The organism is Streptomyces sulphureus DSM 40104 (genome assembly GCF_000381025.1).
GTDB lineage: Bacteria > Actinomycetota > Actinomycetes > Streptomycetales > Streptomycetaceae > Streptomyces > Streptomyces sulphureus.
The window spans coordinates 165,147-182,860 of the sequence record NZ_KB905817.1; the positions used below are offsets into that span (position 1 = coordinate 165,147).

General features: G+C 73.7%; 18 protein-coding genes and 1 CRISPR repeat array (1 of these 19 only partly in view). Of the genes, 3 read left to right on the forward strand and 15 right to left on the reverse strand.

Going from position 1 to position 17,714, the window contains the following annotated elements; all coding sequences use genetic code 11:
- Nucleotides 1-398: direct repeats of the CRISPR family, unit length 29 nt; unit sequence GGGTCCATCCCCGCGTGCGCGGGGAGCAG; it begins 669 nt to the left of the window's first position.
- A gap of 382 nt (nucleotides 399-780) precedes the next feature.
- The 5 genes from F603_RS0116060 to F603_RS0116080 all read right to left on the reverse strand — a co-directional run bounded on the left by F603_RS0116060 (nucleotide 781) and on the right by F603_RS0116080 (nucleotide 5,006).
- The gene (locus tag F603_RS0116060) at nucleotides 781-1,035 is read right to left on the reverse strand and encodes a hypothetical protein (RefSeq protein ID WP_019547030.1); all 255 of its coding nucleotides are present in this window, start codon (nucleotides 1,033-1,035) and stop codon (nucleotides 781-783) included.
- Entirely contained in the window at nucleotides 1,032-2,210 is a 1,179-nt protein-coding gene (tsaD, locus tag F603_RS0116065) for a tRNA (adenosine(37)-N6)-threonylcarbamoyltransferase complex transferase subunit TsaD (protein WP_019547031.1), read from the reverse strand. The genes F603_RS0116060 and tsaD overlap by 4 nt, the downstream gene beginning before the upstream one ends.
- Complete coding sequence (rimI, locus tag F603_RS0116070) at nucleotides 2,203-2,787, reverse strand: ribosomal protein S18-alanine N-acetyltransferase (protein WP_026328467.1); 585 nt, start codon at nucleotides 2,785-2,787, stop codon at nucleotides 2,203-2,205. The genes tsaD and rimI overlap by 8 nt, the downstream gene beginning before the upstream one ends.
- A 46-nt stretch (nucleotides 2,788-2,833) precedes the next feature.
- A complete protein-coding gene (tsaB, locus tag F603_RS0116075; protein ID WP_019547033.1) occupies nucleotides 2,834-3,505 on the reverse strand; it encodes a tRNA (adenosine(37)-N6)-threonylcarbamoyltransferase complex dimerization subunit type 1 TsaB in 672 nt (223 codons plus the stop codon).
- A 151-nt stretch (nucleotides 3,506-3,656) separates the two neighbouring features.
- A complete protein-coding gene (locus F603_RS0116080) occupies nucleotides 3,657-5,006 on the reverse strand; it encodes an LmeA family phospholipid-binding protein (RefSeq protein ID WP_019547034.1) in 1,350 nt (449 codons plus the stop codon).
- A gap of 236 nt (nucleotides 5,007-5,242) precedes the next feature.
- Here F603_RS0116080 and F603_RS0116085 point away from each other — a divergent pair, with 236 nt between their 5' ends.
- On the forward strand, nucleotides 5,243-5,812 hold the full coding sequence (locus tag F603_RS0116085; protein ID WP_019547035.1) for a hypothetical protein: 570 nt from the start codon (nucleotides 5,243-5,245) through the stop codon (nucleotides 5,810-5,812).
- Nucleotides 5,813-5,848: 36 nt separating this feature from the next.
- Here F603_RS0116085 and F603_RS0116090 read toward each other — a convergent pair whose 3' ends face one another.
- From F603_RS0116090 to alr, 4 genes are all read right to left on the reverse strand, one after another.
- Nucleotides 5,849-6,052 (reverse strand): hypothetical protein, encoded by a 204-nt coding sequence (locus tag F603_RS0116090; protein WP_019547036.1) that lies wholly within the window; start codon nucleotides 6,050-6,052, stop codon nucleotides 5,849-5,851.
- Between the two features lie 775 nt (nucleotides 6,053-6,827).
- Nucleotides 6,828-7,397 carry a tRNA (adenosine(37)-N6)-threonylcarbamoyltransferase complex ATPase subunit type 1 TsaE gene (gene tsaE / locus F603_RS0116095; RefSeq protein WP_019547037.1) on the reverse strand — a complete coding sequence of 190 codons (570 nt, stop codon included), beginning with the start codon at nucleotides 7,395-7,397 and terminating at the stop codon, nucleotides 6,828-6,830.
- Nucleotides 7,336-8,718 (reverse strand): alpha/beta fold hydrolase, encoded by a 1,383-nt coding sequence (locus tag F603_RS0116100; protein ID WP_019547038.1) that lies wholly within the window; start codon nucleotides 8,716-8,718, stop codon nucleotides 7,336-7,338. Before F603_RS0116100 ends, tsaE begins: the two co-directional genes overlap by 62 nt.
- Before the next feature lie 40 nt (nucleotides 8,719-8,758).
- Nucleotides 8,759-10,066, reverse strand: coding sequence for an alanine racemase (alr, locus tag F603_RS0116105; protein ID WP_019547039.1), 1,308 nt, complete (start codon nucleotides 10,064-10,066; stop codon nucleotides 8,759-8,761).
- Nucleotides 10,067-10,229: 163 nt separating this feature from the next.
- Here alr and F603_RS0116110 point away from each other — a divergent pair, with 163 nt between their 5' ends.
- Nucleotides 10,230-10,763, forward strand: a complete 534-nt coding sequence (locus F603_RS0116110) for a GNAT family N-acetyltransferase (protein ID WP_019547040.1) — start codon at nucleotides 10,230-10,232, stop codon at nucleotides 10,761-10,763.
- A 10-nt stretch (nucleotides 10,764-10,773) separates the two neighbouring features.
- Here the strand turns inward: F603_RS0116110 and F603_RS0116115 are convergent, their stop codons facing one another.
- Nucleotides 10,774-12,252, reverse strand: a complete 1,479-nt coding sequence (locus F603_RS0116115; RefSeq protein ID WP_026328469.1) for a bifunctional ADP-dependent NAD(P)H-hydrate dehydratase/NAD(P)H-hydrate epimerase — start codon at nucleotides 12,250-12,252, stop codon at nucleotides 10,774-10,776.
- Between the two features lie 39 nt (nucleotides 12,253-12,291).
- Nucleotides 12,292-12,660 (reverse strand): holo-ACP synthase, encoded by a 369-nt coding sequence (locus tag F603_RS0116120; RefSeq protein ID WP_019547042.1) that lies wholly within the window; start codon nucleotides 12,658-12,660, stop codon nucleotides 12,292-12,294.
- A gap of 103 nt (nucleotides 12,661-12,763) precedes the next feature.
- On the opposite strand from F603_RS0116120, the gene coaA reads away from it, so the two are divergent.
- Nucleotides 12,764-13,711, forward strand: a complete 948-nt coding sequence (coaA, locus tag F603_RS0116125; RefSeq protein ID WP_019547043.1) for a type I pantothenate kinase — start codon at nucleotides 12,764-12,766, stop codon at nucleotides 13,709-13,711.
- A gap of 7 nt (nucleotides 13,712-13,718) precedes the next feature.
- Here coaA and F603_RS0116130 read toward each other — a convergent pair whose 3' ends face one another.
- The 4 genes from F603_RS0116130 to rplM all read right to left on the reverse strand — a co-directional run bounded on the left by F603_RS0116130 (nucleotide 13,719) and on the right by rplM (nucleotide 17,498).
- On the reverse strand, nucleotides 13,719-14,558 hold the full coding sequence (locus F603_RS0116130; RefSeq protein ID WP_342665926.1) for a helix-turn-helix transcriptional regulator: 840 nt from the start codon (nucleotides 14,556-14,558) through the stop codon (nucleotides 13,719-13,721).
- A gap of 326 nt (nucleotides 14,559-14,884) precedes the next feature.
- Nucleotides 14,885-16,270: a phosphoglucosamine mutase gene (gene glmM / locus F603_RS0116135; protein ID WP_019547045.1), complete on the reverse strand. Its 1,386-nt coding sequence runs from the start codon at nucleotides 16,268-16,270 to the stop codon at nucleotides 14,885-14,887.
- A gap of 238 nt (nucleotides 16,271-16,508) precedes the next feature.
- Nucleotides 16,509-17,012, reverse strand: a complete 504-nt coding sequence (gene rpsI, locus F603_RS0116140) for a 30S ribosomal protein S9 (RefSeq protein ID WP_016909718.1) — start codon at nucleotides 17,010-17,012, stop codon at nucleotides 16,509-16,511.
- A gap of 42 nt (nucleotides 17,013-17,054) precedes the next feature.
- Nucleotides 17,055-17,498, reverse strand: a complete 444-nt coding sequence (rplM, locus tag F603_RS0116145; protein WP_016909717.1) for a 50S ribosomal protein L13 — start codon at nucleotides 17,496-17,498, stop codon at nucleotides 17,055-17,057.
- Nucleotides 17,499-17,714: the final 216 nt, after the last annotated feature.

Here is a 17,714-nt window from a genome sequence, read left to right on the forward strand (position 1 = left end):
CTGGGGTCCATCCCCGCGTGCGCGGGGAGCAGACAGGGCGGGGCGACCGGAAGGGGCTCGGGATGGGTCCATCCCCGCGTGCGCGGGGAGCAGCTAGAGCGCCAAGAGCGCGTGCTGCGGGACCTGGGTCCATCCCCGCGTGCGCGGGGAGCAGTACGCGCTCGTGCCGCCCGCCTCGCTCAAGCGGGGTCCATCCCCGCGTGCGCGGGGAGCAGGGTGAGTTGGGGGCAGGGTGCGGCGTCGAGGAGGGTCCATCCCCGCGTGCGCGGGGAGCAGACGTGACGGGCGGTGTGTACAAGGTCCCGGTAGGGTCCATCCCCGCGTGCGCGGGGAGCAGGTCATGCTCGTAGCCGAGGCGTTCGACCCGCAGGGTCCATCCCCGCGTGCGCGGGGAGCAGTCTCGTTGACCTGCATGTTTATCCGGGGCTCTGGCCCTGGGAAGCAACTTTCTTCGAAAGCGACAAATTGGACTCCCACCCTGACGGTCAACTGGCCTTGCAGCAAGGACTACTCCCCCGGTTGCCCGGTGTCATGCCCCGCCTGCCGACCTCGCACCTCTGACCGGTCAACACCGCGCAGACGAAGGCGACAGGGCGCTGTGAGCGAGCAAGCCCCCCGATCACGCCCGCCGTTCGGCGACAGCCTCCTAGCCGACGCGAGTCGCCCGGCCACGCAACTCCCAGACGCAAGCAAGGCGTTCGAAGCGAAGGCATCCCCAAGGAGCACCGAGGCACCCACTCAGTGAACACACCCCGCACGCCCTGACCAACCCCCACCCCGTCAAACCCGCTCAAACCGCCACCGATGCACCCCCCGCGCCACCAACTCCCCCGGCGGCTCAGGTATCTCCGGCAACTCCGCGTCGTAAGCGGCGTCCCACCAGATGATGACGAGCACCCGATCCCCGGGGGCCGTGAAGTGCTCCCTGCGGACCGCGAGGGTTTCGCCGAGGGCGTGTTGGGACCTGGCCCAGGCCAGCAGTTCGGGGGCGCGGCCCGGTGCGGCCTTGGCCTCCCACATGAGTGCCACAGTCATGGGGCGTAGAGGTTCTTCCTGCTCAGCTCGTGCACGTGGTCGTGGTGCGAACCGCCCTCGTGGGCGTCGTCCGGCCCGTGAGCGTAGCCCCTCGGGGACGGGGCGCCCTGCTCGGGCCGTGCCTGTGCCGACGCGGTGGGAACGTGCGGCTCGGTGACCGGGAGGGAGGAGTCGGCGGGGAGGTCCCAGTCGGAGGTGGAGCGGTTCTTCGCGACCATTTCGGCGCCGAGTGCGGCGACCATCGCGCCGTTGTCGGTGCACAGCTTGGGGCGGGGGACGCGGAGTCGGACGCCGGCGTCGGCGCACCGTTCCTCGGCCATCGCGCGCAGGCGGGAGTTGGCCGCGACGCCGCCGCCGATCATCAGGTGGTCGACGCCCTCGTCGCGGCAGGCGCGGAGCGCCTTGCGGGTGAGGACGTCGACGACGGCCTCCTGGAACGAGGCCGAGACGTCGGCGACCGGCACGTCCTCGCCGGCCTTCCGCTTCGCCTCGACCCACCGCGCGACGGCCGTCTTCAGGCCGGAGAAGGAGAAGTCGTAGACGGCGTCCCGCGGTCCGGTGAGGCCGCGGGGGAACGCGATCGCCGCCGGGTCGCCCTCGCGCGCGTACTTGTCGATGACGGGGCCGCCGGGGAAGCCCAGGTTGAGGACGCGGGCCACCTTGTCGAACGCCTCGCCTGCCGCGTCGTCGATGGTCGCGCCGAGCGGACGCACGTCGCTGGTGATGTCGGGCGCGAGGAGGAGCGAGGAGTGTCCGCCGCTGACGAGCAGCGCCATCGTCGGCTCGGGGAGGGCGCCGTGTTCGAGCTGGTCGACGCAGATGTGCGAGGCGAGGTGGTTGACGCCGTAGAGCGGCTTACCGAGCGCGTACGCGTACGCCTTCGCCGCCGAGACCCCGACGAGCAGCGCACCCGCGAGCCCCGGCCCCGCGGTGACCGCGACGCCGTCGAGGTCGGAGGCGGCGACGCCGGCCTCGGCGAGCGCGCGCTCGATCGTCGGGACCATCGCCTCCAGGTGCGCCCTGCTGGCGATCTCCGGTACGACGCCGCCGAACCGCGCGTGGGTGTCGACGCTGGAGGCGACGGCGTCGGCGAGGAGGGTGTGTCCGCGGACGATGCCGACGCCGGTCTCGTCGCAGGAGGTCTCGATGCCGAGGACGAGGGGTTCGTCAGCCATGGTTGTCTGTCCCTTGGGTGGTGCCTTCGGTGTGGTCGGTCGTGCGCGGGGGATGCGCCGCAGCGGTCGGCGGGGGGTGGGCGGCCGGGTCGGCGAGGCGCATCACGAGGGCGTCGACGTTGCCCGGTTGGTAGTAGCCGCGTCTCGTGCCGACGGGTTCGAAGCCGAAGCGCTCGTAGAGGCGCTGCGCCGGCGCGTTGTCGACCCGGACCTCCAACAGCGCCTCTTCCGCCTCCAGTTCGGTGGCGGCGGCGAGGAGGCCCGCGAGCAGCCTCGCCCCGAGCCCCGTGCCGCGGTGCCCCGGCAGCACGCCGATCGTCTGCACGTCCGCGGTGCCGGCGACGACGGCGACGCCGCCGTACCCGACGAGCCCCCGGTACTCCGCAGGACCGGCCTCCGCCTCGGCGACGAGGTACCGCCGGGTCGCGAACGGGCCGCGCGCATGCGCCAGTTCGGACCAGAACATGCCGGCCGTCCACGCGTCCTCGGGGAAGAGCTCCGCCTCGAGGCCGAGCACCGGTTCAATGTCCCACCAGCGCATCTCCCGCAGCGCCACGGCGGGCGGGGACGCCGTCATCCCCGCCCCCTGCGCCGTGCGGGACGCCGGGCGGCAGCCACCGCGGTCACTGCGGCGTGACCACCTTGTAGTTCGCCGGGACCTCGGCGTCGGGCCGACGGAGGTAGAGCGGCCGGGGCGGGAGCAACTCCGCGCCCGCGGCGAGGCGTTCGGCCGCCAACTGCGCGAGCGCCTCGGCCGACTGCTCGGCCGGGAGGTCCTTGCGGACGTCGGGAAAGGACTCCGGGTACAGCCGGGCTCCCGCGCCTGCGGCGGGCAGCGCGGCGACGTCCGCCGGCAGGTCGCCGGGGCGGTCGACGGCGGGGTCGCCGACGCGGGTGCGGGCGTCGGCGTAGCGGGCCCAGTAGACCTCCTTGCGGCGCGCGTCCGTGGCGACGACGAAGGGCTCCCTGAGACCGGAGGCGTACGCGAGCCCGTCGAGCGTGCAGACGCCGTGCACCGGCAGGTTCAGCGCGGCGCCGAACGCGGCGGCCGTCGCGAGACCCACGCGCAGCCCCGTGTAGGGGCCGGGCCCGACGCCGACGACGAGCGCGTCGACCTCGCTCAGGGGCCGGTCCGCCTCGGCGAGGACGCGGTCCACGGCGGGGAGGAGGAGTTCGCCGTGGCGCCGGGCGTCGACCTGGTGGGAGGCGGCGAGGGTGCGGCCGCCGGCGCCGTCGGCCTCGCGGAGGGCGACCGTGACGGCGGGGGTTGCGGTGTCGAGGGCGAGCAGTAGCACGCCCTCCAGCGTACGGCGCCCGGCGGGGTGCCCTCGCCGCGGGCGCTCGAAGGGGCGCGCGCGAGAGGTGCACACCCCGCGGTGTCTGCCACGGAACAGCGGCGCGGACGTCCGGCACGCGCCCGGTGCGCACGCCCCGGAGCGCCGACCGTCAGTCGTCCTTCTGCGCCGCCTGCTTCTCCGCCGCGTCGCCGAACGGCATGTCGGTGCCGGTGAGCTTCGCCCTGATCCCTTCCTTCTCGACGGAGATGTGGCGCAGCCGCACATCCCCCGGGATCTCGGGGAGCTTCATCGAGAGCGACAGCTTCTCCGCCAGCTTCGGCTCCTCGATCTTCTTCAGCGCGTCCACGAGCGACGGGTCGACGCCGATCTTCTGCAGGACCGCGGGGTGCTGGACGGCGAGGTCGACAAGGTTGAGCTTCATCACCTTGTCGAGGAACTTCGGCGTCCCCGTGACGCGGTTCAGCTCGGCCTCGCTCTCCCGCACGCGCTGCGCCCGCTCCTCGGAGAGCCCGAAGCGCTCCGCGATCGCCTCCACGCCGAAGAGCGCCTTCGCCTTCGCCGCGTCCCGCTGGATGCGCTCGGCCATAGGCGCGGCCAGGCGCAGACCGCCGTCGGGGCCGGGTGTGAAGCTGAAGAGCCCCGGGACGACGAGCCGCATGTCGTCGACGGTGGTCCCCACCCCGTGGTCGCTCGTGCGCTGGAGGTGCGCCCGCGCCTTGACCTTGACCTTCGTCCCGGCCACGGGGAGCTCCCCGTCGGCGAGCACCGTGCTGGTGCCTCCCGCTGTGAACTTCACCTGAGAGGTGCCGAGTTCGCGGTCGAGGTCGTCGAAGGCGAGGAGGACGTCGCCCTCCATGCGGCCGAGGACCGCGCCCTTGATCGACGTGGGCGCGTCCCCGACGATCTTCACATCCTTGACGTTGCCGTTGATCTGCGCGAGCGAGATCCGGCCGGCGGGGACGTCGGGGATCGTCACGTCGACGTCGTCCATCCGCTCACCGAGGAGCTGGGTGAGGAAGGGGAAGCCACGGATGTGCACCTCGGGTGCGGCGTGCAGGTTCATCGACTCCTGCACCTTCTTCTCCGCCTGTTGCTCGGCGTAGAGCGCGGCCCAGCGGTCACCGACGACGGTGAAGGCGAGGAGGACGCAGCAGGCGATGGCGACCTTGATCGTCATCCGCAGCCGGGACCTGCGCCTGCGGCGCACGGCGCGGAGGTACGGCATGTCGTCCGTGTACGCGGGCTCGTCGTAGTCCGAGCGCAAGCGGAATCCGAGTGGGCCGTCGGCATGCGGGTCGCCGTACGAGTCGTCGTCGGGGTCCGCGTCGGGCGAGAGCGCCTCGTACGGGTTGTAACTGCTGTTCGCCGGGGCCGGCGGGACGTCCGAGGAGGCGAGCTCGGACAGCTCGTCGTATGGGTTCCGGCTGCTGTCGTCGGAAGAACCGGAACCCGTCGATATCGATGAGCCGGAGCCTGTCGATGATCCGTGGGGGGTCATCGCCTTATGCCAACACAGGCGTGGCCGTTACTCCAAGTCCCGGTATACGGCCTGCGGAGAACATGTGTATAAGAGGTGCCTGCGGTATCTGCGCCGGCTCCGGGCCGGAGCATGTCGGTACCGGCTGCTACCGTCAACGCCGGCACGGAGTACGGCGTAACGGCGTATCGCAGCGGTCGTGAGGCCCGCGCGCCCCGTCCCGCGCACCCGGGGAAGCAGGAGGAAGGCGGCAGACCATGGCACGCAACAGCGCGGGTTTCGTCGTCGCTGGGCTCACCGCGGCGGCGCTCGCCGGTGTGGGATTCCTCGCGCTCCAGGCCAACGCCGCACAGGACCGCGCGGAGCAGGGCAAACCCTCCCCCTCCCCCACGCGGTCGGCGAACGACCGCGAAGGCGGCGAGCAGGCGGAGAAGCCGTCCAAGTCCGAGGCGCTGCCGCCGCGTTCGGGCAAGGGCATGCGCGTCGTCTACGCGCTGGAGCGCAAGCGGGTGTGGCTCGTGGAGAAGGGCGGCGAGGTCGAGCGCACCTTCCGTGTGATGCCGAGCCCCGTCAGCCCGCCGCCCGGCGAGTACCGCGTGGAGTCGCGCGCCTCGCACGTCACCGGCTCGGACAACGTCCCGGTGGAGAACGTCGTGCGGTTCGCCACGGTGCGCGGCACCACGATCGGCTTCAGCGCCGCGCTCGACGGCTCCACACCCGACCCCGAGTCGCGGCAGCAGACGGGCGGGGTGCGCGAGACGCGCGAGGACGGCGAGGCGATGTGGCTCTTCGCGACGATCGGCACCAAGGTCGTCGTCGTCCGCTGACGCGCGACCGGACCCGGCTGCTGCCGACGGTCCTGCTCAGGCCGCGTCGCACTCCGGGGCTTCGCTTCTCTCCCCCGGCGCCTCGGGCGGCGTCGAGACCGTGCGGGCCGCGGCGCACGAGGCGAGCAACTCGCCCATCGAGGGAGTCGCCGTGGGCGGGGCGCTCTCGGCGGCGGACCGGGAGCGCCTGACTGCCGCCGCGGCGGTACGCGCCTGGGGCGCGCGCTCTGCTGCCGTCATCCCAACTCCCTAGGCGCCCCGCCTCCGCGAAGGCCCGGAGGTCCACGGCGGGCGAGGCTACTGAGGTTTACCTAACCTGGCGTACATTGCCCATGGGACCACGGCCGTGGAGTGCGATGCAACATCTTCCCGACGTGCTGTCGGGAACGCGGAGGTGTGCGCGAGGTCCGTAGCGGGAGAACGCGCGCCCCCGGCGCGGACGTTGGAGTGCTTTGCGCCCGAGCGCGTGGCCTGTGGTCTTGTCGACGGGCGCGGGGACGGTCGTCGTTCTCGCACGGCCTCCAGCAGCGGGGTGCCTGCGGGGCGCGGAGTGCGATCTCGCACTCGTCCCCGAGGACAGGGAGCAACTGGTCTGTCTCCGCCGAGTGGTCGCCAAGCGCCCTGGCGAGGCGGACGTGGTGGTCGTTGCCCTGGCCCCGGTGCCGGGCGAGAGTCGAGGCCGCGCCTGAGGGGATCGGGACGCCCTCGTTCGTGCACCGGGCGAGCGGCCGAGGCGCCGGGAACGGCGGATGGCGAAAGGTCGTCGCAGTCCCGCGGCGCCCACCGCGTCGTCGGACGCAGGTGCAGGCGCACCTTGCGGAACCTGCTGGGTCGCCCAGGTGTCGGGCGCGACAACGCGAACCGGGCGGCGAGCACCACGACTTCACCCGCTGCTCAACCAGCCCGACGCAGCGGCCTCGGCACCTCCGCCGGTGCGTACGGCGGCACACGCACGGCGAGACTCACGCCCGGCGCGCACCGGGCGCACGTCCGGGAGAGGCGTAGGGGCCGGTGACTACCCGAGCGCGGAGAGGTCGCATCCGGCCCAGCGTGCGCCGACGCCCGTCACTTCCACGCTCCGCGGGTCCTCCTCGTCGTCGGGCGCCGTGCCGTTGTCCTCTCCGAGGCTGCGCCCCAGCCGGACGTGGAGCCGGTCCTCGGTGAGCTCCTCGACGCGGCCCTCCCCCCACTCGACCACGACCACCGACTCGGGCAGCGTCACGTCGAGGTCGAGGTCCTCCATCTCGTCGAGGCCGCCGCCGAGCCGGTAGGCGTCGACGTGGACGAGCGGCGGCCCGTCGACGAGCGAGGGGTGGACCCGGGCGATGACGAAGGTGGGGGAGGTGACGGCTCCCCGGACGCCGAGGCCCTCGCCCAGGCCGCGGGTGAGCGTGGTCTTGCCCGCGCCCAACTCGCCGGTGAGCAGCACGAGATCGCCGGCGCGCAGCAGGGTCGCGAGCGCTCTGCCGAGCTCCTGCATCCGCTCCGGTGTCCCGACTCTCCCCGACCAGCGGGCGGTGGGCTCAGCGGCCTCGTGCGGTGCGGTCGTCGCGGGGTCCCCGGTCTGGCGGTGCGGTGCTTCCATGGCTCCGGATGGTACGCGCCAGCAGCGCGGCGAGTTCCTCGTTGACCTCTTCCGGCCGCTCCAGCATCGCCAGATGGCCCGTGCGCTCCAGCACCGCGAGCTCCGCCTGCGGGAGGGCGGCCGCGATCTCCTCGCTGTGCTGCACCGGCGTGATCAGGTCGCGGTCCGCCGCGAGGACGAGTACGGCCGCGCCGCTCAGGGCCCGAAGCTCCTCGCGCTTGTCGTGGACGCCGAAGGCGGGCAGGAACTCGGCGACGACGTCGATCGGCACCGACTCCAACAGCCGCTCGGCGAACCGCGCGACACCCGGGTCGACCTCGCGCGGGCTGCCGAAGGAGTAGCGCTTCACCAGCCCGGCGAAGACGTCGGCCGCCGCCCGCCGCCCGCGCTCCACGAGCTCGGTCTGCGCGACGAGCGCGCGCAGCACCCCGGGCAGCACCCGGCGCGCGGCGCGCACGCCGGCGGCCGGCAGCCCGTACGTCACCTCGGCGAGCCGACCGGCGCTCGTCCCCAACAGCGCGACTCCGACGACGCGTTCGGCGACGTACTCCGGGTACTGCGCGGCGAGCGCCATCACCGTCATGCCGCCCATCGAGTGGCCGACGAGCACCACGGGGCCGCTCGGCACGGCCGCGTCGAGGACGGCCTTCAGGTCCCGGCCGAGCAGGTCGATGGAGACCTCCCCGCCGACGGGGCCGCGGCCCGAACGCCCGTGGCTGCGCTGGTCCCACCAGACGGTGCGCACCGCGCCGCGGAGCGCCGCGCGCTGGAAGTGCCAGACGTCCTGATCGAGGCAGTAACCGTGGGAGAAGACGAGCGTCGGCGGCTCCGGTACGGACCCGCGGGGCGTACGCCGGAGCAGGCCCAACAGGCGGTCGCGGTACGGGCGCACGGGCTGCCCGGTCCCTTCGAGCCGAACGGAGGGGACGCTCGGACCGCCGAACCCGTCGCCTGCGACGGGCGATCGGGCAGAGTCCGCAACAGGCGCTGGGGCAGCGTCCGCGACGGGCGATCGGGCGGAGTCCCCGACGGGCACTCGCTCGCTGCCCGCGACAGAACCTCCGGAAGCGGCGCGCTCGCCCGCCTCCTCGACCTCGTAGTGCAGCGCCGTTCCGTCCTCCGCGTACGCCGTCCCCTGCGCACCCCGGAGCGTCCCGTACGGGCCTTCCGCGTCGAGCGCGAGGCGGGCCTTGCGCCGCACCCCGCGGTGGACGGTGAGCCGCTCGACGGCGACCCCGGCCGCGACGGCCCCTATCGCGGCCCCGGCGATCCCCGCCTTGCGGGCGGCGCCACGCGCACCGCCACCTTCCGACTCGGCCATGGACGCTCGACCCCCTGCGACTCCGTGCCTGGACGCTCCGTCACTGCCCCGCCGCGCGCGCCCGGTCCCCCGGGCTCCCGATACCCGCGCGCCCCTCGCCGAACTCCCGCTCGCGTGCGCCGGGTTGCCCCCGCTCCTCCCGCGCGGGGCGTACCTCGGAGGCGTCCTGCGCGCCGTACCTGTGCTCGGGTGTGCGCTCGCGCACGCCGACGTGGACCCGCGGGACTCGGGCCCCGATCCGCGTGACGATCTCGTACCCGATGGTCTCCGCGGCCCGCGCCCACTCCTCGGCGGTGGGCTCGCCCCCGTCCCCCGGGCCGAAGAGGACGACAGGGTCTCCCTCGCGCACGCGGCGGTCGCCTTCGGGGCCGAGGTCCACGACGAACTGATCCATGGCGACCCGCCCCGCGACCGTCCCGCGCTCACCCCCGACGAGCACGGGACCGCGCCCCGAGGCGTGCCGGGGGACGCCGTCGGCGTAGCCGAGCGGCACGAGCGCGAGCGCCGTCTCCCGCTGCGTGCGGTAGTGGTGCCCGTAGCTGACGCCCTGGTCCACGGGCACGCGCTTGACGAGCGCGAGCGAGGCGGCGAGCGTCATCGCGGGACGCAGCCCCCACTCGGCGGCCGTGCCCACCTCGGGCGAGGGCGAGAGGCCGTAGACGGAGACGCCGGGGCGCACGAGGTCGAAGTGGGACTCGGGAAGAGTGAGCGTCGCCGGGGAGTTGGCGAGGTGGCGCACCTCGGGGTGCACGCCGGCGCGTTCGGCCACGTCGAGCGCCTCCCGGAAAGCGTCGAGCTGTGGCGCGATCGACGGGTGCCCCGGCTCGTCGGCGCACGCGAAGTGCGACCAGACCCCGGCGACGCGGACCGCGCCCTCCGCCTCCGCCGCGCGCGCCTCGCGCACCAACTGCGGCCAGTCGGCGGGCTGGCAGCCGTTGCGTCCGAGACCGGTGTCGGCCTTGAGGTGCACCCGCGCGGTGCGCCCGGCCTCGCGCGCCGCGGCGCGCACCTCGGCGAGCGCCCAACCCCCGCTGACGGAGACGTCGACGTCCTCCTCGATCGCCCGCCGCCACGGCCCGCCCGGCGTCCACAACCAGCAGAGCAGCGGCCCCTCGTCACCCGCCGCGCGGAGCGCGAACGCCTCCTGCGGCGTCGCCACACCGAGCCAGCTCGCGCCCGCCTCGCGGGCTGCGCGGGCGCACGGCACCATCCCGTGCCCGTACGCGTCGGCCTTGACGACGGCCATCAGCCCGGCGGACGAGGCCCGCGCGCGCAGGGTGCGGACGTTGGCGCGGACCGCCTCCAGGTCGACCTGCGCACGGGCCCGCTCGTCCCCGGGGATCTCCACTCCGGCACCCGCCGGACGCTCCACGTTCACCCGGCAAGTCTCGCAGGTCGCCCACGCGGACGGCGCTCCGACCGATCCCGCACGCCGCGTCCGGTGCCGAACTCCGTTGCCGATCTACGGATTCGGGCTCCTGCGCCCTCCGGGAACGGGCAGAATGCCGGGTATGACATGGATCATCTCGCCCGAGCCGGCCGCCTCCCAGGAGGCAGACGACGTCCTCTACGCCTTCACCCACGAGGTGGCGAGCCGCTACTACGGCAGGGACGCGACCGACGCCGAGGTACGCGTGGCGCTCGGCCCCGACGAGATGCTGCGGCCGCCCCGCGCCATGCTCCTCGTCGCCCGCTCCCTCTTCGGCCCCGAGCCCGAGGAGGTCGCCTCGCGCACCGGACCGGCCGCGCAGCTCGCACCCGAGTTCTCCGGATGCGTCGGCGTGCGGCTGCTTCAACCCGGCGTCGCCGAGCTGAAGCGGCTGTGGGTCGTCCCCGACCAGCGCGGGGGCGGGCTGGGCTCGCTCCTCGTGACGCGCGCCGAGCAGGTGGCGAGGGAGCAGTGGGGCGCCGAGCGCATCCGCCTCGACACCCGGAGCGATCTCGTCGAGTCCCGAAAGCTCTACGCGAAGCTGGGGTACGGGGAGATCGACGCGTACAACTCGGCGCAGTACGCGGAGCATTGGCTGGAGAAGCGGTTCGGCTGAGCCGCCGCGCTCAGGGGCGCAGCACCTCGCGCCACGCGTCGTGCAGCGCCGCCGCGACCTCCGAAGCCCCCGGCGGCACGGGCGCGTACCGGCCCGCAAGACCGTGCAGGTACGCGCCGGCCGACGCGGCCTCGCGAGCCGAGAGCCCCGTCGCGAGGAGCGAGCCCGCGAGCCCCGAGAGGACGTCCCCGGTACCGGCGGTGGCGAGCCAGCCGGTACCGGTGGCGTTGACGCGCACCGGGCCGCCCTCCGGGCCGACGACGAGCGTCGACGATCCCTTGAGCAGCACCGTCGCGCGGGTCTCGGCGGCCAACCTGCGGGCGGCTCCGAGGCGTTCGGCCTCGACCTGCTCGCGCTGCGCGCCGAGGAGCGCCGCCGCCTCGCCCGCGTGCGGCGTGAGCAGGCTCCCGAGGCCCCTGGCCGCCCGGTCCCGCAGTGCGTCGCGGTCCATCAGCCGCAGGCCGTCCGCGTCGACGAGCACCGGCACGTCCGAGTCGAGCACCTCGCCGACGCGCTGCCGCACCTCGCGGTCCTCCCCCAGCCCGGGCCCCACGACCCAGGACTGCACCCGCCCCGCCTTGTGCGGCGGCCCGGCGGAGACGAGCGTCTCGGGGAAGCGCGCGATCACCGCGTCCGCCGCGGCGCCGACGTACCGCACGGCCCCCGCGCCGCCGCGCAGCGCGCCGGCGACGGCGAGGACGGCGGCGCCCGGGTACCGCTCGGAACCGGCGACGACGCCGACCACTCCCCTGCGGTACTTGTCGCTCTCCGCCGCCGGCTGCGGCAACAGGCCGGCCACGTCCGCATGTTGGACGGCCTCGACCTCGGGCTCCTCCGGCAGGTACGGGTCGAGGCCGATGTCCACGAGCCGGAGTGCACCCGCGCGGTCCGCTCCGGGGTCGACGAGCAGCCCCGGCTTGTACGTCCCGAAGGTGACCGTCGCATCGGCGCTGACGGCGGCGCCCGGAACCTCGCCGGTGTCGGCGTCCACACCGCTCGGCAGGTCGACGGAGACGACCGGCACCCCTGCCGCCTCCACCAGGTCGACCAACTCGACGGCGGCGGGCCGCAGTCCGCCCTTCCCCCCGATCCCGACGATGCCGTCGACGGCGAGGTCGGCCCGCGCGACGATCGGCGCCATCGGCACCGGCTCGCCCTCGACGGCGGCGCCCGGCGCCGGAACGGCGCGCCCGCCCGCGGCGTGGAGCGCGCGGAGTCCGCCCTCGTGCACGCGCTCGGGTGCGAGGAGCACCGCCGTCACGCCGGCGCCCCGGCGTGCGAGGCGCGCACCGGCGTAGAGCGCGTCGCCACCGTTGTCGCCGCTGCCGACGAGGAGGACGACGCGCGCCCCCGACGTCCGCCCGAGCAGCCCTGCACACGCCGCCGCGAGCCCCGCGGCGGCGCGCTCCATCAGCGCCCCCTCCGGCAGCCGCGCCTTCAGGGCCTCTTCGGCCGCCCGTACCGTCTCCACCGTGTGCGCAGTCCTCATGCCCCCAGTCTCACCGGCGGACGGCGGGAGCGCAGGCGGTCACGCCTCCGCGATCACCACGGCGGAGGCGACACCGGCGTCGTGGCTGAGCGACAGGTGCCAGTGGCGCACGCCGAGCTCCTCCGCGCGCGCCAGCACCGTGCCCGTCACCACCAGGTAAGGGCGCCCCGACTCGGCGACCCGTACCTCGGCGTCCTGCCAGCGCAGACCGCGGGGGGCGCCGAGCGATTTGGCGAGCGCCTCCTTCGCCGCGAACCGTGCGGCGAGCGAGGCGGGTCCGCGACGCGCCCCGTCGGGGAGGCGCAGCTCGCTCTCGGTGAAGAGCCGCTGGGCGAGACTCGGCGTCCGCGCGAGCGCGTCCCCGAAGCGCTCGACCCCCGCCACGTCGATCCCCACTCCGACGATCATGAGCCCCCGCCCTCGCGCTTCGCTCCCGCTGACCCCCGTACGCTACCGCCGCCTCCGCGCCCCCGGGGATGAGCGTCCCGGAGGGGCCGCGCAGAATGGCAGCGTGTCGACCAAGCCGTACATCGACTTCCCGAGGAACGAGTGGAGCGCCCTCCGCGAGCGCACCCCGCTGCCGCTGACGGCGGCGGAGGTGGAGCAGCTCCGCGGCCTCGGCGACGTCGTCGACCTCGACGAGGTCAGGGACGTCTACCTGCCGCTCTCCCGCCTCCTCAACCTCTACGTGGGCGCCTCCCACGAGCTGCGCTCCGCGGCGCGCACCTTCCTCTCCGGCACGGGCCACGAGCCGACGGGCCGCACCCCGTACGTGATCGGCGTCGCGGGCAGCGTCGCGGTCGGCAAATCCACGGTCGCGCGGCTGCTCCAGGCGCTGCTCGCGCGGTGGCCCGAACACCCGCGGGTGGAGCTCGTCACCACGGACGGGTTCCTGCTGCCCGGAGCCGAGCTGCGCGAGCGGGGGCTGATGGCACGCAAGGGATTCCCCGAGTCGTACGACAGGCGGGCGCTGACGCGGTTCGTCGCCGACGTCAAGGCCGGAAAGCCGGAGGTGAGTTGCCCCGTCTACTCGCACCTCGTCTACGACATCGTCCCCGGCGAGGTCCACACGGTCCACCAGCCCGACATACTCGTCGTCGAGGGCCTCAACGTCCTCCAGCCCGCGCTGCCGGGCCGGGACGGCCGCACCCGTCTCGCCGTCTCCGACTACTTCGACTTCTCCGTCTACGTCGACGCCCGCACCGAGGACATCGAGGGCTGGTACCTCGACCGCTTCCGGCGCCTGCGGGAGACGGCGTTCCGGAACCCGCGCTCGTACTTCCACACCTACACGTCCGTCTCCGAGGAGGAGGCCCTGGAGTACGCGCGCGGAATCTGGCGGACCGTGAACAGGCCCAACCTGGAGGAGAACATCGCGCCCACCCGGGGCCGCGCCACCCTCCAGCTCCACAAGGGCCGCGACCACAAGGTGCGCCGCCTCTCCCTCCGGAAGATGTGACCCGCGCTCAGCCGGGGCGCCCGAGCAGGCCGTGGGCCTGCGCCCGGAGGACGGTCTCCATACGGTCCCTGGTGCCGAGCTTGCGGTAGACGTTCTCCACGTGCTTGTGGACCGTCCGCCGGGAGATCCCCAATCTGCGCGCGATGGCTGCAGCCGTCAACGCCTCGGCGAGCAGCGCGAGCACGGCGGTCTCCCGCGGCGTCAGCCCGTGCGCCGCGGCGCGTTCCGCCGGCTCCACGCCGGCGCGCGACGCCGACGCACGCCAGCCGTCGAGCACCTCCCGCTGCCCCGCGACGCCGGCGACGAGCGGTTGGAGCCGGCGCGCGCACTCCAGGTGCGCGTCGTCGAAGCCGCCGGCGCGGAACCCGCCTTCGCGGAAGATGAGGAAGCCGGTGACGGGCCCCGTAGAGGCGGGCAACGGGAGGCCCAGGACGTCGTCGGCCCCGAACGCCCGGCGGACGAGCCGGGCCGTCTCGCTCCGCCGCCACCCCGCGGACGCGATGCCGCGGGCGGTCGCCGGCATGCGGTCGCGCGTCGCGACGTAGTGGTCTGCGAGGGGGTAGCAGCGGCGGATCGCGGCACCGGTCTCCTCGTCGATCTCGGCCCCGTCCGGTCCTTCGGCCGTCGCGACGAGAAGGGCGCCGGCCTCGGCGCTCCACTCGCCCGACTTGTGGATGAGGACGTCGCCCCCGCAGGCGCGCGGGAGTTGGGCGGCGAGGAGGGGCCAGAGCCGGTCGGGGTCTCTCTCGTGGAGCACCGCAACGGCCAGGTCGAGCATCCGCTCCCACTCGGGTGCCGCTACGGCCGACGCGGTGACCACGGCGCTGTTCCCCCTGTCGATACGCACTCTTGCCCATACCGCCTGCCCCGCGATCGTCGCAGGCTGGTGCACGTGAAGGGGCCTCGGGGTCGCATGCGGTTCTCGGGGGGCGCATGCGGCTCCGGGGCCGAGCGCCGCGCAGGGAGGGGCAGCAGGCAGGGACGCCAAGTACGCGGCAGCGGCTGGGCGTTGGGACGTACCGTGCGCGTGGCGGCGGTCGCCGTCGGAGCGCCGCCGCCCCCGGTCGGCGCCGTGAACAGCCCTCCTCTTCGAGAACTGCTGCGACCGGACGCAGCTCGGGCGGCCCACCGTGCTTCGGCGGGCCGCCCGACTCTTCGCGGTGCTCCGCGCGTTCAGCCCAGTACGCTCTTGACGACGTCCGCGAGCCGCCCCGCGACCGTCTGCGCCTGCCCCACGTCCGCGGCCTCCACCATCACGCGGACCAGCGGCTCCGTGCCCGAAGGCCGCAGCAGCACGCGGCCCGTCGCACCGAGCGTCCCCTCCGCCTCGTCGACGGCGGTGACCAGCTCGGGGGCCGTCTCCACGCGGGACTTGTCGACATCGGGGACGTTGACGAGGACCTGCGGCAACCGCTCCATGACGGAGGCGAGTTCGGCGAGCGGCCGGCCCGTCGCGGCCGCACGGGCGGCGAGCATGAGTCCGGTGAGCGTGCCGTCGCCGGTCGTCGCATGGTCGAGCGCGATGACGTGCCCCGACTGCTCGCCGCCGAGCGAGTAGCCGCCGCGCTTCATCTCCTCCAGGACGTACCGGTCGCCGACCGCCGTACGCAGCAGCCGGATTCCCTCGCGCTCCATCGCCAGCGTGAAGCCGAGGTTGGACATGACCGTCGCGACGACGGTGTCGTGCCGCAGCGTGCCTGCCTCCTTCATCGCGACGGCGAGGACGGCGAGGATCTGGTCCCCGTCGATCTCCTCTCCCGCCGCGTCGACGGCGAGGCAGCGGTCGGCGTCCCCGTCGTGGGCGACGCCGAGATCGGCGCCGTGCTCCAGGACGGCGGCGCGGAGTCCTTCGATGTGCGTCGAGCCGCAGCCGTCGTTGATGTTGAGGCCGTCGGGCTCCGCCGCGATGGTGACGATGTCGGCTCCGGCACGCGCGAACGCCTCGGGCGAGACCCGGGAGGCTGCGCCGTGCGCCGCGTCGATCACCACCCTGAGCCCGTCGAGGCGGTTGGGCAGGACGCCGACGAGGTGGGCTACGTAGTTGTCGAACCCTTCGTCGTAGTCGCGGACGCGGCCGACACCGTCGCCGGTCGGCCTCGACCACGGCTCGCCCGACGCGTGCTCGCGGTAGCGGGCCTCGATGCGGTCCTCCAGTTCGTCCGCGAGCTTGTGCCCGCCGCGCGCGAAGAACTTGACGCCGTTGTCGGGCATCGGGTTGTGGCTGGCGGAGAGCATCACGCCGAGGTCGGCGCCGAGCGACCCCGTCAGGTAGGCGACGGCGGGCGTCGGCAGGACGCCGACGCGCAGCACGTCGATCCCCGCGCTGGCGAGGCCCGCGACGACGGCCGCCTCCAGGAACTCCCCCGAGGCACGCGGATCGCGGCCGACCACCGCGACGGGCTTCGCGGCACGGCCCTCGCGGGCCTCTTCCGGATCGGCGACGATGCCGCTCTCGGCGAGTACATGGGCGGCGGCGACGGAGAGACCCATCGCCAGCTCCGCCGTGAGTCCTTCGTTGGCGACGCCGCGTACACCGTCCGTACCGAAGAGTCGTCCCACTTGTGGTTCCTCCGAGTTCACCAGGGCCGGAGCCCGTCTCGCGCCCGGCGCCTCCCAGGTATACGCGCCGCGCGCGTCCGGCCGCGGCGCGGCCCCTGCCCGGCGCGTCAGCGTACGCGCGCACGCCCGTCTCCCGCCCGCAGCGCCACGGGCGGACCGGGACGCGAGACGGGGCGAAGAGCGACGAACGCCCCGCGGCCTGGATGCCGTCGGGGCGTTCGAGCAGGGCGTACCCGGGTCAGCGCTTGCTGTACTGGGTGCCCTTGCGTGCCTTCTTGAGACCGGCCTTCTTCCGCTCCACCGCACGGGCGTCACGGGTGAGGAAGCCGGCCTTCTTCAGCGGGCCGCGGTTGTTGTCGACGTCCGCCTCGTTGAGCGCACGGGCGACGCCGAGGCGCAGGGCGCCCGCCTGACCCGAAATGCCGCCGCCTGCGATGCGGGCGACGACGTCGTAGCGCTCGTCGAGCTCCAGGACCTTGAAGGGCTCGTTGACTTCCTGCTGGTGCACCTTGTTGGGGAAGTACCCCTCCAGGGTGCGGCCGTTGATCTTCCACTTGCCGCTGCCCGGGATGATCCGGACCCGCGCCACGGCGTTCTTGCGGCGGCCGGTGCCGGCGGCCGGCTGCGGCTCGCCGAAACGGCTTGCGAGGGACTCGGAGGTGAACTCCTCCGGGGCCTGCGGGGTCTCGCTGGTGTACTCCTCGACGCCCTCGACGGGGGTCTCGGGGGTGGTCTCGGCCACGATTCTCCTCAGCTTCTCTTCTTCAGACGGTGGTGGCCGGACTTACTGCGCGACCTGGCTGAACTCGAACGGAACCGGCTGCTGAGCAGCGTGCGGGTGCTCGGGGCCCGCGTAGACCTTCAGCTTCGAGAGCATCTGACGGCCCAGGGTGTTCTTCGGGATCATGCCCTTGACGGCCTTCTCCACGGCACGGGCCGGGTTCTTCTCCAGCAGCTCGTCATAGCGGACGGAACGCAGACCACCCGGGTATCCCGAGTGGCGGTAGGCCATCTTCTGGGTCCGCTTGTTACCGGACAGGTGCACCTTGTCGGCGTTGACGATGATGACGTAGTCACCCGTGTCGACGTGAGGCGCGTACACCGGCTTGTGCTTGCCCCGGAGAAGAATGGCGGCCTGGGAGGCCAGACGACCCAGGACGACGTCACGGGCGTCGATGACGTGCCACTGGCGCTGGACGTCGCCGGGCTTGGGGCTGTACGTACGCACGGTCGTAGCCTTCGCTTCTTCAGTGGGTGGAGTCACCTCGGACCCGGAGGGCCTGAGGTGACGGTCCTGACAAGGCCACCTGGCTGATCACGACAGCCTGAGCGCAGGCGGTGACGCATCCGCGCGCGCTCGCTGGTCATCGGCCGGCTGGCCGGTGTGCGGCCTCCCACGTGAGAACAGGCAAGCCAATACACACAACGATCCGACAGCCTACCG

Excerpts from the sequence above, each read along its gene's own strand:
- F603_RS0116060 (WP_019547030.1), bottom strand. The coding sequence starts at position 1,035 with ATGACTGTGGCACTCATGTGGGAGGCCAAGGCCGCACCGGGCCGCGCC.
- tsaD (WP_019547031.1), bottom strand. The coding sequence starts at position 2,210 with ATGGCTGACGAACCCCTCGTCCTCGGCATCGAGACCTCCTGCGACGAG.
- rimI (WP_026328467.1), bottom strand. The coding sequence starts at position 2,787 with ATGACGGCGTCCCCGCCCGCCGTGGCGCTGCGGGAGATGCGCTGGTGG.
- F603_RS0116080 (WP_019547034.1), bottom strand. The coding sequence starts at position 5,006 with ATGACCCCCCACGGATCATCGACAGGCTCCGGCTCATCGATATCGACG.
- F603_RS0116085 (WP_019547035.1), top strand. The coding sequence starts at position 5,243 with ATGGCACGCAACAGCGCGGGTTTCGTCGTCGCTGGGCTCACCGCGGCG.
- F603_RS0116090 (WP_019547036.1), bottom strand. The coding sequence starts at position 6,052 with ATGACGGCAGCAGAGCGCGCGCCCCAGGCGCGTACCGCCGCGGCGGCA.
- tsaE (WP_019547037.1), bottom strand. The coding sequence starts at position 7,397 with ATGGAAGCACCGCACCGCCAGACCGGGGACCCCGCGACGACCGCACCG.
- F603_RS0116100 (WP_019547038.1), bottom strand. The coding sequence starts at position 8,718 with ATGGCCGAGTCGGAAGGTGGCGGTGCGCGTGGCGCCGCCCGCAAGGCG.
- F603_RS0116110 (WP_019547040.1), top strand. The coding sequence starts at position 10,230 with ATGACATGGATCATCTCGCCCGAGCCGGCCGCCTCCCAGGAGGCAGAC.
- F603_RS0116115 (WP_026328469.1), bottom strand. The coding sequence starts at position 12,252 with ATGAGGACTGCGCACACGGTGGAGACGGTACGGGCGGCCGAAGAGGCC.
- F603_RS0116120 (WP_019547042.1), bottom strand. The coding sequence starts at position 12,660 with ATGATCGTCGGAGTGGGGATCGACGTGGCGGGGGTCGAGCGCTTCGGG.